The organism is Arthrobacter sp. P2b (assembly GCF_900168295.1).
Taxonomy (GTDB): domain Bacteria; phylum Actinomycetota; class Actinomycetes; order Actinomycetales; family Micrococcaceae; genus Arthrobacter.
Map to the genome: position 1 here is coordinate 219,029 of NZ_FVZL01000003.1, position 17,095 is coordinate 236,123.

At 61.3% G+C, this 17,095-nt stretch carries 10 protein-coding genes; 6 read left to right on the forward strand and 4 right to left on the reverse strand.

Annotated elements, in window-relative coordinates; all coding sequences use genetic code 11:
* Positions 1 to 197: 197 nt before the first annotated feature.
* Positions 198 to 938, reverse strand: a complete 741-nt coding sequence (locus B5520_RS08240) for a hypothetical protein (protein ID WP_079596592.1) — start codon at positions 936 to 938, stop codon at positions 198 to 200.
* Positions 939 to 1,091: 153 nt separating this feature from the next.
* Between B5520_RS08240 and B5520_RS08245 the strand changes: the two genes are divergently transcribed.
* The 3 genes from B5520_RS08245 (at position 1,092) to B5520_RS22375 (ending at position 7,068) form a co-directional block, all read left to right on the forward strand.
* Positions 1,092 to 4,478, forward strand: a complete 3,387-nt coding sequence (locus B5520_RS08245; protein WP_079596593.1) for an nSTAND1 domain-containing NTPase — start codon at positions 1,092 to 1,094, stop codon at positions 4,476 to 4,478.
* Between the two features lie 673 nt (positions 4,479 to 5,151).
* Positions 5,152 to 6,150, forward strand: coding sequence for a hypothetical protein (locus B5520_RS08250; protein ID WP_079596594.1), 999 nt, complete (start codon positions 5,152 to 5,154; stop codon positions 6,148 to 6,150).
* Positions 6,151 to 6,534: 384 nt separating this feature from the next.
* Positions 6,535 to 7,068 carry a hypothetical protein gene (locus tag B5520_RS22375; protein WP_139386227.1) on the forward strand — a complete coding sequence of 178 codons (534 nt, stop codon included), beginning with the start codon at positions 6,535 to 6,537 and terminating at the stop codon, positions 7,066 to 7,068.
* A gap of 1,025 nt (positions 7,069 to 8,093) precedes the next feature.
* Here B5520_RS22375 and B5520_RS08260 read toward each other — a convergent pair.
* The gene (locus tag B5520_RS08260) at positions 8,094 to 8,771 is read right to left on the reverse strand and encodes a hypothetical protein (RefSeq protein ID WP_079596596.1); all 678 of its coding nucleotides are present in this window, start codon (positions 8,769 to 8,771) and stop codon (positions 8,094 to 8,096) included.
* Between the two features lie 453 nt (positions 8,772 to 9,224).
* Between B5520_RS08260 and B5520_RS22910 the strand changes: the two genes are divergently transcribed.
* A complete protein-coding gene (locus B5520_RS22910; RefSeq protein WP_217700321.1) occupies positions 9,225 to 9,659 on the forward strand; it encodes a hypothetical protein in 435 nt (144 codons plus the stop codon).
* Positions 9,660 to 9,890: 231 nt separating this feature from the next.
* On the opposite strand, the gene B5520_RS23245 is transcribed toward B5520_RS22910, so the two are convergent.
* On the reverse strand, positions 9,891 to 10,202 hold the full coding sequence (locus B5520_RS23245) for a helix-turn-helix domain-containing protein (RefSeq protein WP_079596597.1): 312 nt from the start codon (positions 10,200 to 10,202) through the stop codon (positions 9,891 to 9,893).
* 6 nt (positions 10,203 to 10,208) lie between these two features.
* On the opposite strand from B5520_RS23245, the gene B5520_RS08275 reads away from it, so the two are divergent.
* Together B5520_RS08275 and B5520_RS08280 are read left to right on the forward strand one after the other, a co-directional pair.
* Positions 10,209 to 11,741, forward strand: coding sequence for an RNA-guided endonuclease InsQ/TnpB family protein (locus B5520_RS08275; RefSeq protein ID WP_217700322.1), 1,533 nt, complete (start codon positions 10,209 to 10,211; stop codon positions 11,739 to 11,741).
* 1,014 nt (positions 11,742 to 12,755) lie between these two features.
* Positions 12,756 to 12,995 (forward strand): hypothetical protein, encoded by a 240-nt coding sequence (locus B5520_RS08280; RefSeq protein WP_079596598.1) that lies wholly within the window; start codon positions 12,756 to 12,758, stop codon positions 12,993 to 12,995.
* Positions 12,996 to 13,086: 91 nt separating this feature from the next.
* Here the strand turns inward: B5520_RS08280 and B5520_RS08285 are convergent, their stop codons facing one another.
* Positions 13,087 to 17,040 (reverse strand): CHAT domain-containing protein, encoded by a 3,954-nt coding sequence (locus B5520_RS08285; protein ID WP_079596599.1) that lies wholly within the window; start codon positions 17,038 to 17,040, stop codon positions 13,087 to 13,089.
* Positions 17,041 to 17,095: the final 55 nt, after the last annotated feature.

A 17,095-nucleotide genomic window follows, 5' to 3' on the forward strand; every position in this document is an offset into this window, starting at 1 on the left:
ATAGGCCTCTTTGTAAGTATGCAAGGGGCACCCCGACGAACCTGAACGCTGCTCAATTCATCGTCGTGTGTGCTTGCTCCGATTGGAGTAGGAATCTCACAACCTTAGCGTTTCGAAACACCGAGGCTATGAGACACCAGGTGGGTTCAGAGAAGGAGCCGACGCCCGCAGGCGGGATCGCCTATCGCATCAGCCGGTCACTCGCCGGACCTGAACACGATCGAGTCGAAGATGGCGCGTGCCTCTCTCGTCAGTGCCGGATCGATCGATTCGTGGGGTTGGCCCATCGTGATCACGGCGCGCTCACCGTTCAGGTCGACCACCCGGTAGGTTTCGCGCTCGCCCACATTTCGGTACCCGCGTCCGTCGCAGTCCTGCGCCAAATTCGAGTTGATGCATAACTTGCCGCCGTCGCAGTCGGTGATGTCGACGTCGCTCTCGACGGCGTGGTCGAACTCGAAGCCGGAGTAGTCGCCCACCATGACCTTGACGGGAGGGGTGATTACCGTTGACGCCTGCGCCGTCATCGCATCGACGAACGCCTCGGCCGTCGGATCGACCTGGACGAGCGCGCCTCTCCAGGCGCACGCGTCCGTCGGGACATGGGTGGCGGGCCAAAAAGTCACGGCGACATCCCATTCATCCGGGAGATCCGGGTCGTCCTTGCCCAGGCCCGAACCGTCGTACGTCACCCAGCCGTCTGGGACGGTGATCTCGAAGGGCACCGGGTAGCCGGTCACGAGGTAGGTGCCGGCGTCGATGACGCCGCTCTCCGGGAACGGTGCGACCGTGCGAGCCTCCGTAGTCGATGCGGGGGACGGCGCCTCGGCGGCGGTGCACGCCGAGAGGCCACTGCACGCCAGCACTGCGACGGCGACACCGATCGGGTGTGAGCGCCCGCCGTGAGTGGCGCGGGAGCGCCGGTTTGAAGTCCACATGTCAAGTCCTTTACTTTCGATCCATGCAGCGCCGTGGCTGTTCCACCAGTGAAGAACACGCCGGTATCAGCAGGATACCGGCGCCCAAAAACGCGGTATCGTCCCGATATCAGCCGTCTTGACGGATGTGGGGTCAGGGCGGAAGGTGGCCTCATGGAGGTTCGCGTTCTTGGAGCGCTGACGCTCGATGACGATCGGATTCCGTTGGCACCGCGCGATCGTGTGGTGTTGGGTGCGCTCATGGTTCGCTTGGGCTCATCTTTGTCGGTCGAATCCCTCGCCGAGGCGCTCTGGGGCGATGATCTGCCGGCTTCATGGTCGAAGGTGATTCCGGGCTGCATCATGCGGTTGCGTCGGCTCATCGCGCCTGCACGGATCGAAACGACCCCGTTCGGGTATCGGCTGACCGCGGACCACATTGAGGTCGACGCCGACCAGTTCGAGCGGCTCGTCAGTCGGGGTTCCCAACAGCTGAAGCTTGGTGAGCCGGAACGTGCCGCGCACTCATACTCGGAGGCCCTCGCGCTGTGGAGGGGTGAGGCGTTCGTCGAACTCATCGACTGGGGGCCGGCTCAGATCGCCTCCGGCCGTCTTGAGGAGATCCGCCTGGGGGCCGAGGAGCTACTCCTCGATGCACGGCTGCAAGCCGGCGAGGTTCAGGAGGTCGCCGTCTTAGCGCGCACCCGCGTCGCCGAAGCTCCGCTGCGCGAGCGGCGATGGGTCATGCTGAGCGTGGCGCAGTACCGCCAGGGCCGGCAAGCGGAGGCGATAGCCACGGTGCGCAGGGCGCGGGGACTCCTTGTTGCCGATCTTGGACTGGATCCGTGCACAGAGCTCGCCGAGCTGGAGCAGGCCATTCTCAGGCAGGATCCCTCATTACTGTCCGACCAGGTATTCCGGGCCGGGAGCCCCGAGTGTCCGTACTTCGGCCTGCCTCCCGCGGGCGTTACGGATGCCGAGTGGTACTTCGGTCGCGAGCAGGAGCTGACCGGAGCACTGCGGGCGCTTGATGAACACGGCGTGCTCCTCATCGCCGGCGCGTCGGGCGTCGGCAAGTCTTCATTCGTTAGGGCCGGGATAGGCGCCCAGTTCACCGCACGCGGCACGCAGGTCGTCATAGTAACGCCCGGCCAGCGTCCTCTCGAGGCCCTTCGAGACGTAGTTCGACGCCCCGGGGATTCGCTGCTCATCGTCGATCAATGCGAACAGGCGTTCGCCGCGGACGACCCCGCCGAGATCATGAAGTTCTTCGACGCTCTGTCGCGAGAGGTTTTCCGCGGGATGCTCGTCGTCACCATCCGCGCGGACCGTCTGGGAGACCTGGCTGAACACAAAGGCTTCGCCGACATCATCCAATCGCACATGCTCATGCTCACCGCGCTGAGCCCCGACGGACTCCGTGCCGTGATCGAGAAGCCTGCAGAGCAGGCTGGACTCATACTGGAACCAGGCCTCGTCGAGATCCTTATCCGCGACGCCGACGGGCGAAACCTTCCACTGTTGTCCCACGCCCTGCACCAAGTGTGGTTACGGCGCGAGGGCCGCGTCATGACCGTCGACGGGTATCGGGCATCCGGTGAGATCGACGGTGCCGTCGCGAAGACCGCGGAAGAGGTCTTCGGCGCGCTCTCCCCGGAGGGCGCGCGGCTGCTGCGCGACATCCTTCTCCGTCTCGTCGAAGCATCTGCAGACGGTGTGGTGATTTCCCGTCGGATCGAGCGTACGCGGATCGCAATCGACGAGGACCATGCCAAGATCGTCGATCGACTGGTCGATGCCCGCCTGCTCACCACCGATGAGGAGTCGGTTCAGCTATCCCACGAAGCGGTTGCACGGGAATGGCCACGGTTGAAGGAGTGGCTCGCCGATGATATCGAGGGTCAACGGATCATGCGGCATCTTGGCTCCGCAGCCACCGCCTGGGATGCGATGGGACGCCCAAACGGCGAGCTCTATCGCGGCGGCCGCCAAACGGCGGCCCAGCAGTGGCGGGATGCAGTCAAGCCCGCGCTCACAGTGGTTGAGCGAGAGTTCCTAGAAGCCTGCGCAGCGGCTGAAACCGCAGGACTGGCGGCCACCCAGAGACAGCTGAGTAAGGAGCGCAGCATGGTGCGCCGACTGTCCTGGGTGTCGGCCGGCGCAGCGGCTCTCACGATCGTTGCTATCACGACGAGTCTTGTGGCAGGGTTCCAGGCAAATCTCGCCGGCGAGCGTGCAACGGTCGCAGAGGCACGGCGCGTTGCCGCGACCGCGCTGGAGGATCCGGACTTCGATCGAGCGCTGCTGCTCGCGGTGGAGGCCATCCAGATCTGGGACAGCACCGAAACACGTACCAACCTCGTGCGGGTGTTCGCGCGGGCACCCCGGGTCACGAGCATCACCCGCATCCAGGAAGACGGAGTGACGCCTGCGAGCATGTCGCTCGCAAAGAACGGAACCCGAGCATCAGTGATCGACAGTGACGACGATTTACGGCTATTCGATCTCGCCAATCGATCCCAGCTCGGCGAATACTCACCCTTCGGAGGAATGGTGGCGGCAACCGCCGTTGACCCTGTCTCGGGCACTGTTGCATTCAGCCAGACATTGGGACTCTGCAACGCCCTCCCCTGCGATCGTGGACGAACGGGAACGCTCGATCTGGCTAACGGGGGTCGCGCCGGCTTGAAGACCTACCAGGGCTTGGCTGAGGCGGCGGCAGACGTTGAATACTCCACCGACGGATTTCTCTTTGCAGCGCTTGAGGCGACATCCTGGATTGAATCGTCCGGGAGCGTCGCCCTCTGGCGTGCCGGCGCTGGGGACCCGATGCTACTGGACCTGGACGTGAACAGCTCTGACCCCGGCCCCTCCGGGTGGGTCGGACAGTTCGGCGCGGTCAAGTTTGCGCCGGACGGCTCGCGGCTGTATGCCAGCCGATTAGGACCCACCATGGTGTTTGATACGTCCTCGGGAAAGGCGATCGACCAGATAGCCGGCAACGGGCTTCTGGCCGTCAGCCCGGACGGCCGTCGGATTGCACTCCGGGACGGCTTACTCGCGGTCCGCATCGTCGATGTTTCCGGGGCAACGCCACCTATCACGGTCCCATTGCCAGCGACTCCAACCGTGGCGGACTTCAGTCCTGACGGCCATCAAATCGCCATCCCAGCCGGCACCCGCGTGGTGGTCGTGAACACCGGGACTGGCAACGTCGCGGAGAATCTTCGCACTCACGAGGGCGGGGTCACCGCAGCCGAGTACCGGTCGACCGGTGAGCTGGTGACGGCCGGAGCAGACGGCGCGATGGTGACGTGGGACCTCGGCGATTGGTCGGCGAATTTTCGCACCGACACTTTCACCAGCAAAGGCACGTTCCTCGAAGAGGAGGACGAGGGCAGGCTCCTGCTCGAACAGACTGACGGGAACACTCAAGTGATCGTCGCCGAGCCGAGGGCGTGGGAGGAGCGCGCGTGTCGGATCGCGGGACGAATACTGACCCAGCAGGAGTGGGGGGAGCTCTTAGGGGCTCGGCCCTATGCCCCGGCATGCCGGGAGTGACCGCGGCTGTCCGTTCGAGACGCCCCATACGATCGAATCAGTGTCAGGGTGACAGTGCCGCTCAAAACCCTAGAGTTTCGAGGCGCAAAGGTTTCGAGACTAGAGCGGCCGGCCGTAGGGGTAGTCCACCCATGGCCCAGTTCCTTCTTCTGGGCATACACGGTCGGCACCGATTCAGCTGGACCAGTAGTCTGCGGGGAAGCGAGCTCCCTGAAGAATGGCGTTCAGTTCGACGCCGTGCTCCTCGCGTCCGTCGGCGAAGCACGCGTCATACCGAATACTGCGGTAACGGCTCTTCAACGAACGGCGCCTCTTCCATGAGACAGCGGCTCGGATGGCAACCGGCATTTGTGAACTCATGCCTACATCCTCCCTTGCCACTCACCCTCGTCTGTGCCAGTAGCCTGCCGGCGAGGTTTCGGCGGCAAGAAACCGTGGCCAGCCGAGCCTAGTTCGGCTGAGAAGCGTGAGCGTGAGGTTCCTCGGCGCTGGCATTGCGCTCAAACTGTCTCATGCTCCGATACGTCGTTATGCAGTAACGCATCAGTAACGGGAACGCCGATGTACTGGCGTGAAAGTAAATGACAACGTGCTTAGAGTCCTCCGCGACGGACTAACAATGACTCGAAAAGTAGTCGGTATGTTGCCTCTTGTAGAACAGAAAGCGAGGAGCATGGCGGACGATAAGGAAAGCAAGGGACTGACGGTCGATATTCAGAAACAGGTCGAGACTATCAGGAAGACTTTGGGCGACCTGAAGGCAATCCTCGACCAGCTCAACACTGCTCGGTCCGTGGCAGCGAGAATTATTAACAATACAGATCTTACGTTGACTGCTAGCTTTCAAGAGCACGAAAGCGGTGACTTCTGGCCCCCTCCGCCGCAGGTTATCGCTCCGAGAAGTGGTGGGGTCTTCGGATCCCAGAGCCGCTCAGGCGCGCTTTTCACTGGCGCGGTCGGCACCGTCCACTATGAGGGCGACGGTCTCACCGCCTTTTTTGACTGGAACAACCCCTGGGCAGGGGAAAACTCCTCGGTCACCGCCATTCACAGTTCAACCGGACGATACCGGGAGTGGACGGTCGCTGGCGCCGGCAATGAAAAGGCGCAATTCGAATACACTGTTTTTCAGATCCCTGAAGAAGGGTCCTGGCGCAGCTGCCGGGACTGCCAAACGTTGTACTTTGACGGAGTCGCTGACAAAGGTTCGTGCCCAGCCAGGCTTATGGAGCGCATAATCACTGGCCCCGGTGGAGGATTAAAACGGGGACCAGGTGGAGGAAAACCAATACCGGGATCGCTCGGGCATAGAGCGGAAGGCTTCGAATACTTCCTCTCCCACAGTGCCACCGTCGGCCCCCCGCCGAACAACAATCAAACGGCTCCGTGGTGCCGCTGCACCAAGTGCTTCGCTTTGTTCTATGACGGGAGCCCGCAGAAGGGTGCCTGCCCTGGGGGAGGCGGGCATAGCGGCGATCGCTTGGGCTACTTGGTGCCCTACCGCAACCATAGCCAGCTAGCCCTGCGTCAGCAGGACTCGTGGCGTATATGCGACGCCTGTTACGGGCTGTTCTTTGAGCACGGTCCAATTTTGGGTCGGTGCTCTTCTCGCGGCGACGAAGGGCACGAGTTTGACCCGGCCAGCCACAACTACGCCTTGAACTACCGTTGACCCAGCTTTACATATAGGCGCCTGTCCTTTTCCCAAGTCGACTGAACAAACTGCCCCGAAAGTACGGGAGTTGTGCATTCGGTTGGGACGTCTGGCGTTTAACTCCCCTGCACAAAGCGCCACCTGCCGTGAGTTACCTGGCTACTCAGCGTCGGGTGCGAAGTTCCCTAAAGGACAAGAAACAACACCATGTGAAGGGCAGTAAATAAAAGGGGGGCTCATGACCTTTTCATTCGAAAGACCGCCCTGTAATTTAGTTCTTCTTACGGCCCGCGAAGAAGTACAGCGGCCGCAACGCACGACGAAAAGCGGACCTCTTTGGTACGCATCTTTCCGTACTACCCCGCGGCCAAAAACGGCCGACAATCACTTGGGGAGATACCCATGAAACTCGCCACAACCCGTCGAATCACACCGTCCGTTCTGCTCACCGCTGCGCTGCTGGCCCTATCTCCGGCAGCAATTGCGGTCCCTCCGGAGAAGGGCGACCCTGTTCCGGATCTCGGGCCATTTGACTTGCCCGCAGGAGAAGCCTGTGAAGACTTTCCTCTGCGGATTGAGGGAACCGATTCGAATGCGACCGTCAGAATATTCAAAGACAAAAAAGGCGAGGTGGTGCGCATTCTCCAGACTGGCAGGGGCTACACCCTGACGTACACCAACCTGCTGACCTTGGAATCCGTGACCATTCGTCCCACCGGCTCCAATCGCCGTATTGTCGAAAACGCAGATGGAACTTTCACTGTCACCGATACCGGGACAGCCGGTATCATACTGTTTCCCGGCGACACGCCCGAAGGACCGAGCAGCACCCAGTACTACGGCCGTCTCGTGTACACCCTGGCCGCCGACGGCTCCACGTTCGAATCACTGGATACCACCGGAACGAGCAGGGATATCTGCGCCGAACTGGCCTGAGCCAGTCAGGCTCCGGTCGACGCCGAGAGCGGGCGGCTGCGCAGACGGCTTTGGACATTCTGTGCAGCCGACTTCGGAAACTGACAGTGCAGTTTTGAAGGGGTGAAGTTTGAGGTGCCCGTATACCCCGCCCGCAAAACTGCCCCGTGAAGGTGCCCTAAACGCTGCACGCAGAATGGGCTCTTATTTCGCTCGGGTTGACAGCGTTCAGTGAATATACCCGTTCCATTTGGGTTCAAACAGCAGGGTTCCGTGCGATGCGTCACCGCGTGGCATTTTTGGGATGGCGCGGGCCAGCGCGGCTTTCACGGGCGGGGCGAGTCCGGCCGGTAGCCCGGCTGTGTGGTCCATGGCCCTAAGCTATGCACACGCTGAGGCGTTTCTAGGGCTTACTGAGCGTTCTCCTTCGCACTCGCCGGCCCGACCCTGTGTCAGCGGCAATTTCACACTCGGGAAAATTCCTGAAACATCCACCAAGCCGCTAAGACTCGCAGTTCCTCGGCTCCGGATTTTGACGGTGAGGACGACGCCCCTCCACAGAACCCTGTCCAAGAAATCCAAGCAGTTTGAGTGGCGACGTGGACGCTGACACTGTACATGGCGGGGCGTCCCAGTGAATGACCCGTGAATGTAGGAGCCCTGCAATATTAGGGGTGAGTCGATGGGAACGCAGGGCTCACCCCGCAGTCAAAGCGGCGGCGCCAGTGCTCGATTCTGGCTTCCGAGAGGCCTTAGAAACAGATAGACCGTTCTGCTTGTTACCGTCAAGCCCTAGCAAAGCCACAATCGTGTTTCACGCCGCTGTCCCGATTAAACCAATGAACATGTTGCGGCGAGGCCCGGATTTACGCTAGTAGCCCGGGAAGCCGGGATGATAGCGGGGAGTACTTTGCTTCGGCGCGAACCAAGAGCTGGGCACGGGTCGCCCAAATCCAGGACTCTTTGCTGCCATTCGAGCACTTTGAACTTCAGCGCCTGGGTGGATTCCTCATGGCATCGTGCAACCGTCATGTAGCACCCGCCGGTCAGTCGCCTGGCAGCGAAGTCGACGACCAGTAAACGGTGTGTGAGGTCGGATAGGGCGGTCGCCTGGTCCGTGGATTAAAGTCTGCATCCATGGCATCGACTGTCTGTAGCTGTGCGCCCTGCCTGACCATCGTCTCTATGTCGGATCCTCTCAAGTCCTCGATAAGACTCTGCCGGATTTGCTCGGTCGCCTCGTAAAGGAGGTCGTCCGCTGCTGTGACCAACTTATGGAAACGATCGACCAGCGGGGGAGGCAGCGTCTGCGAGATAGTCGCTGCCGTCACATCCCGCACGCGAAGCGTCTCGCCATCGAGGACTCCCAACGGGAAGGTTGTCGCGAGTTTGGATTGGGAGTGCGCAATGGTGGTGTTCCGAAATGCCCCTACCAGCTGGTGTATTTCCGAGAGTTCGTCGGGGATGTCTATGTGGTCGGTCAACGGCTTTCTGATGTTCGATGGAAAATACGTGCGGCAGTATGCGACGACGGCGAAGGCGATCAGATAGGCTGTTGCGTCCTCGAGTGGAGAGCCCTCGCCGCGGGATTCGATCGCGAGATCGAGGGCATGACGAGCCTCAGCGAGATCCGCCCCATAACTCGACAGCTCGACAAACAGTCGGGCGTCTGCGGAGTCCGGTACCGTAACTACCCTGAAAGTTGGTTGCTCAGCGCTGGTCACGGGTCCATCATCGCTGAAAACGGCCGCCTCGATGACGGGACGTGCCGGCGGGAGCCTTTACGGCTTCCGACCTCTGAGCATGCAATGACTCGGGAGAGAAAAGCACGCAGGGTACTGTTGGTCCCACTATGGCAATTAGCGCGGTGACCGAGAACCCTGAAGCATTCTTCAATGGAGTGCTGGGTAGTGCTGCAAGAGTTCCTTTGGTGCGCATCGATAGAAACCCATATCTCCGGGCAGCGCTGGCGCGGCACTGCTCGGATGAACAGATACGCAGAGCACTGGAAGAGACTCCGGCAGCAGCGGGTGTCCCTCTCGAAGTCCTTGACGAGGTGGCGGCTGATTCCATCAAGTACGAAACCGCCAAGGTCGCTGCGCTCTCTGCTGCTGCGGGAATACCCGGTGGTCTAGCCGTGCTGGGCACCGTCCCCGCGGACATGGTGCTTTGCCCACATGATCCGAATAGCGCAAAAGCTCGCCTACTTGTATAGCTGGCCGGATCTGTTCTCCAGTGATGGCGATGAAATGGACGATGCGACCAAGGGAGTGTTGACTCTCTTTATTGGCGTGATGTTTGGCACGCAGGCAGCAAACAACGGCGTCGCGAAGGTCGCTGATTTGGTGGCCAGTCAGGTTCTCCGCAAGCTGCCGCAGCAGGCGCTTACCAAGGGCGTTGTCTACCCAGTCGTGAAGACGGTGGCGACCCGCCTCGGTGTTGACATGACCAAGCAGGTGTTTGCCGCAGGAATCGCTAAGTTCGTCCCTTTCGTGGGTGCCGCCCTATCCGGCGGCCTTACTTGGGTAACCTATTCCGCGATGTGCGCGAGGCTGAAGAGACACCTTTCCAGCTTGGCACTGACGAAGCCAAACCTCGAGATATTTATTTAGTTGTACGCGAGATTCCGCCTACCGACTGGCAACTAGCACACTAAAGGCTTCCTACAGCGGTACCGGGATCTTCGCGCAATTCCCGAGAAGCAGTCATCCGGCGCCTCGCCTTGGGACGTGCGCCATAAGGTCTCCCAACGGGTGGGTAGCACAGCAACCTGTCAGGTGTGCGTCGATCAAGTTGAGCAGGCCAGGGCCGCTTCGATTTCCTTGGCGGGTAAGGAACCTGGGCTACGCGCCCATGGGTCGCCGGCCGCCTCGGTAGGGCGAGCTTCCTGCCGCCGAACCTGGCGGAAGCAAAAGCTGACTCACAGGCACTTCAAGCACGTCGGCGATATCCCAGAGTCGCTCGTAAGCGACGCTCTTCTTGCCCCACTCGATCCCGATGATCATGTTCCGGCTTAGTCCCGACTCTAAAGCCAACGCTTCCTGTGAGAGCGCTTGCTCGAGGCGCAGCTCGCGTATTCGCGCCCCGACAGATGCCCTGCGTTCAGCCCAGCGGCGAGTCTGCTCCTCGGAGGACTGGTGCGGGCGGGTTGGCATTGATCCATGTCAGCTGACATGAGCAGTTTTGTCTGCTCTACTAGTGATACATGCAATTGCAAGATGCATCCCGAAGACAGAAGGACTGGCGGTGCGGACTTTGGAACCTCGCCACTGGATACCATGATCCGGTCGTACAAGTTCCGCTTGTATCCGACGTCGAAGCAGGAAGACCTGCTCCGGGCGATGCTGGACGATCATCGGCTCCTCTACAACGCTGCTTTGCAGGAGCGTAGAGAAGCGTGGAAGCGTGCACGGACTGGAATTAGCTTTGCTACCCAGTCTTCCCAGCTAAAGGACGTCCGGGCCGACGAATCGGACTATGCGCGCTGGTCATACGACGGCCTAGCATGGACACTTCGCCGGCTGGAAGCGGCCTTTCAGGCCTTCTTCCGTCGGGTTAGGGCTGGCGCAGGGAAACCGGGCTACCCGCGGTTCAAGGGGGTGGGCCACTTTGACACGGTCATTCACCGCAACGGGAACGGTGCCAAGTGGGGCACTATCCCGCACTCGGTGGTGACCAAGGTTTACATCATGGGCATCGGCCACATCAAGGTTAGGCAGCACCGCCCTGTAACAGGCAGAGTCAAGACTGTCGCCATCAAACGCGAGGGCCGGGCGCGCTGGTTCGTGGTATTGGCCGCAGAACAGGAACTGCCATCACCGCTACCCAAGACCGGAACCATGATCGGGATTGACCTTGCCACTGGCTCCAACGGACTTGCTTATACCTCCCTCGGAGAGCGGATAGACAACCCGGCCTACGGCAAGGCTTCAAGGTCACGGTTAGCAGATGCCAGACGGGCGCTAGCTCGCTGCCAAAGGGGATCTAAACGACGAAACAAGGCCAGGGATCGGGTCACCAACGTCCACCGCAAGGTCCGCAATCAGCGGCAGGACTACCTGCACAAGGCAGCAAAGCGCCTAGTCTCACGCTACGACGTGATCGTGGCGGAAAAGCTCAACACCGCCGGCCTGGTCCGGCGCCCCGCACCCCGGCCCGATGGGACCGGAGGCTACAAACCAAACGGAGGGAGCGCAAAGACTGGCCTGAACCAGTCCATACTCGATGCGGGATGGGGACACTTCTTGGATGTGATCCGAGCCAAGGCTGAAAGCGCCGGGCGTGAGTTCATTCAAGTCGACCCGACCTACACCTCCCAAACCTGCAGCGCCTGCGGATATAGGGATGCGACCAACCGGAGCGGCAAGATGTTTGTCTGCCTTTCGTGCTGGCACCGGGACGACGCCGACATCAACGCGGCGATCAACATACTAAGGGCCGGGCTGGCCCTGCGGGACGCGACGCAAGCCGTGGTCACGAGAAGCCGAATTACGGCGAAGTCACAGCGGGAAGGCCTCGCCGTAAGACCTCACGAGGCTAGGCCACTACAAGCAGATCGACCTCTCTTTCTTTCTACCGAGCAGCCGTACCTCCTCGCTCGTCGCGAACCACGTCCGCATCCTGTGTATGAGTATCCGGCCCATAGTGATCGGCCACATCCTGTGCTTCTGTTCATTGAAATACACGCCATTTAGAAGGAAGCGTTCACCTTGGTGTCCTGGTGCACTCGGATCAACGGCCTCTCTCCTTCATGGGAGGGCATCGTGCCCACAGGCCTTTTGACCGCCTCTGCTGGCATGCGGAAATTTCACGCTGGGAACCTGCCCGACATGGGGCCGAGGTAATGCGAGGCGTTGTCGAAAAATCAACGTGCACGGCTTGGCGGGGTGCCAGGGCCGCATTAGTGAAGTCGCATACAGCACCGCTGCACCGGTGAGGTGGCCAAACAGAGGCGACCTCACCGGGAAGGGGTCAACAGGGCGCAGCATGCGGCACCCGTGCGGGCGCTGCAGCAGGCCCTATCGCAGTACGAGGTCAACAGGGTGAATTCGTGCATGCGGCATGGCGCAAGGAGACATTCGCGTGTCCCGCGCCACCTGCTAGCTGGCTCACCCGACCTAAAGACAAGGTCGTTACGGGTAACCTCCGCGTCTTGCGCGCGCACAAGGCTCGCTGTTGGTTCACCGGCGGGCTCCTGCAGAGCGATATCCGGCATTGCCATATATATCTGAAGCATTCAAGCATTCACATCTATGGCACTGGTCCGTCTCCCAGCCTGGGATTACGCTGCTACGGCAGGAAAAATGACACCGTGGGGGGGGGGGGGCAGCTTCCGGGCCTGGTGTGACCCGGCGTCGTCAAGAACTTGCATCACAGGGCCTCCAGCAGGGAGGGGGCCTTCTCTCACTGTGTGCGGCACGGACAGCTGTTTGGCCGACTCATCACGGACCAGCTAAGCCTTGCGTAACGGACATACTGCCCTCAGGCTTACGTACATACAGGGTCTCGCGATGTCCGTGTCGCTCCATCACGCACCGCCACTTCCAGCGACGGCGCTTTTGGCCGGTCGCCGCACAAGCGTGCTTCCGGGAGTGCCCTGGAACGCTTCACAACTAGAACAACCGGGATTTCAATCACGGGCCAGAAGGTTGGGAGCTGGCGTAGCATATGGGCAGGCCGAACAGGACCGTTTGGCAGGACGATGCAGCGTGCAGCAAGTCGAACCGGATTGGCAGGTGATTGAATTGCACGGTTCGGTGATCGACTACGCGATAACAACACTCCAAGTGCTTTACGTGGTGCTGATGCTCGTCTTTGCGGTGCTTGTCTTCACCAATAGCATCACCCCAATAGGCGCAGGAATAACGGGTCTCACGGCATGCGCCTTGGTCATTGGGTGGAAGGTACTCCAACGCAAGCGACGGCGGCTCACGTCAGGCGAGCACTGACCCCTGGGGGTGGATGCGGCTTGTCAGCCTCTCGGGCCAGATAGCGTTTTTCCAGATCCGCTATGCCCATTGGCCCAGATGTAACTCAGCTTTAGGCTCCTGAGAAGGTGAACGCCGCCCAGTAATAGGGATGAGCAAACGGAAAATCGTCCGGGTGCGCCCGGAAGTATCTGATCGTGCGGTAGATGAACGGGTGGTTCATCCCAGTGATACGAGTGATCCCCTGGCATCGTTCGGCAAGTTCCCCTGCGCTGGCATCGCGTAGCCAACACTGCGCCCGCTGCAGGGCAGACGCTGCTTGAAGCGGGGGGCCACCATCGCCATTCAAGTGCAGCTGGTAGAAACGCTCCATCAGCAGGGCGGTCGACAGATCTTCGACCGACCACAGGCTGCTGATCACGCCCGGCACTCCCGCTTGCAGGAAGCCCGCCGGTAGCCCGATCGCCTCGTCCGGCACGTGACGCATGTCTGTGATTGCGGTTTGGCACGCCGATAGCACGGCGAGCTTCGCGTTCGTCAGGCTAACCTCGTCGATCAGCGTCGCCAGGGTCAGCATCTGATCGCCGGCCAGCAGCAAGCCCGACGCCAGGGGTTGATCGAACTTGTACAGCCCATGACAAGCGAAATGCAGGTGGGTCGCGTCTACGATGGCCCTCATCGTTGCCGCGCGCGTCGCGTGCTTGCCGCTGAGTAAGCGCGGCGAGGTTCCGTGCACTGATGCGGCAATGGCCGTGACTTCCAGGTGCGCGAAAGGCAACGCCCGCGGACCCGGACGGGGGTCGGCAACCCCGACCAGCCGCAGCGGCAGGCCGGCGCGCCGCTCAGCCACGCCCCGCGCCGCGTGCTGTACGAGGGCCGACGGGGCATACGTCAGCGTGACCGCGTCTCCGACCGCGGCATGCAATGGCAGGAGCGCTAGAAGTCCGCCGGCTATCACCGTGGCTTGGATGATGTCAAGGTCCGCCAGCCGCTTGACCAGCGGACTCATAAGCAAGGTGGTGAGCACCGGCAATGCTCGGTCGAGGGACGCTCGAAGCGTCTCCGGCTCACCGGTAAGTTGACCGACCAGGTACCCCTTACCAGACCCGGGCGCGAGGTCTATGCCTAACAGCTGCATAAGATCAGCGGACCGGAATCCGTCCAGCCACACACAATGACTTTGGTCAAGATTGGTCACCCCCGGCGGCACGATCAACGCCAGGCTACCCCGCCGAGTCGTGATTATATACACCAGCGGCTCGGCTGACGTGGCGATCACGTCAATCCCGGTCCCGACCGGCATGAAATCAGGAACATATCCCCGGATCCTGTCTACGACCGCAGCCAGTTCTCCTCGGGCCGCGCGCAAGGCAGCGACATAGCCCGGAAAGCTGCCTGTTCCAGCATTATTGGGCCCCATTGCGGCCGTGCGAGCAGCTGACTCCAATGCGCGGATCCGCTCGCGTGCCGCACCGAGCGCGCGACGGTCTCCTGCCACGACAGCGTCCATGCTGACTCGTTCGAAGGCCAGCGCCTCGGCGAGGGCACGGGCCCGGCCGCCCTCAAGCCGCTCAACCGCTGCCGCGAACCGGCCAGACTGGGCCAGGCAATACGCGTCATTCGGCACGGCTTGGCCAAACTCAGCCAACTCTGTCTGGCCCGCGATTGTGGTGTCGGAAGCCTGATATGCGGCCTCACCGGCGGCGATGGCCGTGTTGTACACGGCATGCGCTTCGTCGAAGCGGCCCGCGTCGAAATGCAAGCCGCCGAGCTTGCCTGAGATCATGCGATGAACGGCAGGAAAAGCATCGACCGTATAAACGGTGAGGGCCTGCCGGAGGTGATCCACGGCGGCCAACGATTCGTCAGTTTCATCGTCTTGGGTGTACGCCGCGGCGAGGTTTCTTTCGATGCTTGCCCATCGCTCAGGGTATGCGTCGCGGGTATATACAGTTTGCGCTGACTCGAGTGCGGCGACGGCCAGCCGCCGATTGTCGTGGCTGTCACCGTCGATGCGGTCAAGCCAAGCAGTGGCGAGGTTGATCTGAACCACCGCCCATCTATCCGGGGCGCGGTCCCTCGTGTATTCCTGCAAGGCATTGCGATAGCACGCAATCGCCTCCTCGATCCGTTGGCGGCCATCGTGGTCGAGGGCCGACTGTAACGCATTTCCTAGATTCATCTGAGCCATGGCCCAGTTCCTCGGGTAGTCCTCGTGCGTCCACACCTGCAGGGCCTGTTGAAGGCAGTTCATCGCAAAAGCGAGATTCTCGGCCGGCTCACCGAAGATCCGGCTTCGATAGGCAATGCCGAGACCGTGCATCCCCTGCGCCCAGATATCAGCCTCGGACTGTCTGCCCACCGCTTCCAGTGCCCGACCGTAACAAACGATGGCCTGTTCGACGTTCTCCGCCTCGCTGCCATGGACCCGGTCCAGGTAAGCGTTGCCGAGGACCACCTGAGTGTCGGCCCACGCAGCCGGGTAACGGTCACGTGTCCGGATCTGTAGCGCCCGTCGAAGGCAGGTGATGGTCGTCTCGACGTTGTCAGCGTGCTCGCCACGCACCCTTTCGAGGTAGGCGATTCCCCGGTTGTGCTCAGTTGCCGTCCATTGCTCCGGTGCGGCATCGAGTGTGCGGACCTGCAGGGCCTGGTCTGCGTATGCGATTGCCCGTTCGAGGTTGTCCGCACGGTCGCCGAGCGCACGGTGGCGGTAAGCCTCGCCCTGGATACTACGCAGCAAGCCCCACAGCTTCGGTGATTGGTCCCGGTCAGCGATCTGCTCGACCTCCTCACACAGCGCTATTGCCTTTTCGACACTGGTGGTCAAATCAGCGCGTGACTGGTAAACGAGGGCCTCCGCGCCAGCCAAGGTCACCGCCTGCCATACCATCGGAAGCCTATCCCTGTCGATCAGGTGTCGGGCCCTGTCCATCACGTCGACTCGGTCGGCTGCATTTATAGCATCTGTTGCGCGGGAGCGAGACAGGAGTTTCATGGCTTGGGCGACGAGTCCGTCGGGATCCGTCTTTGTAATGTGATGCAGCAACGCTTGCTCCTGCCCTATCGCTGAAGGACCGTCCACCCGCCCTCCCACCTCCGAAGGTTGCCGCTTAGTCATCTGATAAGACTGATCGGCTGCGACCTTCAGTCCGCTCAAACCCTCGAACGCCGCGTCGATTCCGGATCGACGGGCCAAGTCAAGCACCTGGCGGTGGCGCGAAACGAAGTCCAACCCGGCAGGATCTTTGGTGAGCCCGTCCATGGTGCGGGCTATTGCAAGGTCGCTTATGGGGCTGAGCAGGACGGCGGAATTCGCCTCCAGCACGTCGCGGCTTCCGCTCCACGTCGGCGAGTCAAGGAACATCCTCAGGGTCTCAAACAGCTCATCCGGCCATAGTTGTGCGCGATCCACGCCGGTCCGCTCGGTGAGGGCCTGGTCCAGCCCGACCGCTCTGCACCGCTCGAGGAAGGCACGATCGTCGTCGCTATGGATCCGAGCCAGAGGGTCGGGTTGATCCGATGCCAGTTTGGCGAGAATCACGTCGGCGAGGGGACTCAGCAGGGCCGGGTGCTCTTGGATCAGTGCGCGGGCATCGTTCCACGATTTCGTATTTGTGAATTGGAGCACTGTGTGGAAGAGCGCCCCCACCTCCGTCGGATGAAGCGACTCGGCCGCCTCCGAAAGGATGAACCTGGCCATCTCCTGAGAAACGGAATTGAGCGGTTGAAGCCATTCGTCCCGCCACGTGTCGCCGAGCGCGTCGCGTAGTTTGGTCAGCAGGAAGAACGCATTCTCGTGGTCCTCCTCGGCGCTCGTTTGCTTGGCTGGGAAAAACAGCACTGCGGGTTCCCGCTGCGGGCGATATAGAACAACAGGCGCATCGATCTGGCCGACGTCCGAACCGCAGTTCGTACAGCTAACGCCATGCAGGACATCATCGCGGAGAGATCGGACTAGATCTGGCCGCTCACTCTCATCGACAATAAGCCAGACATCTGCGACGGCCGTCGCACCACACGTCGGGCACTGCTTCTCTATACGTTCCGCTGAAGAGTTTGTCATGATCTCCTCATCTCTGTTCCTATGGCCGAATACAAAACAGTGATGCTGGCCCGGA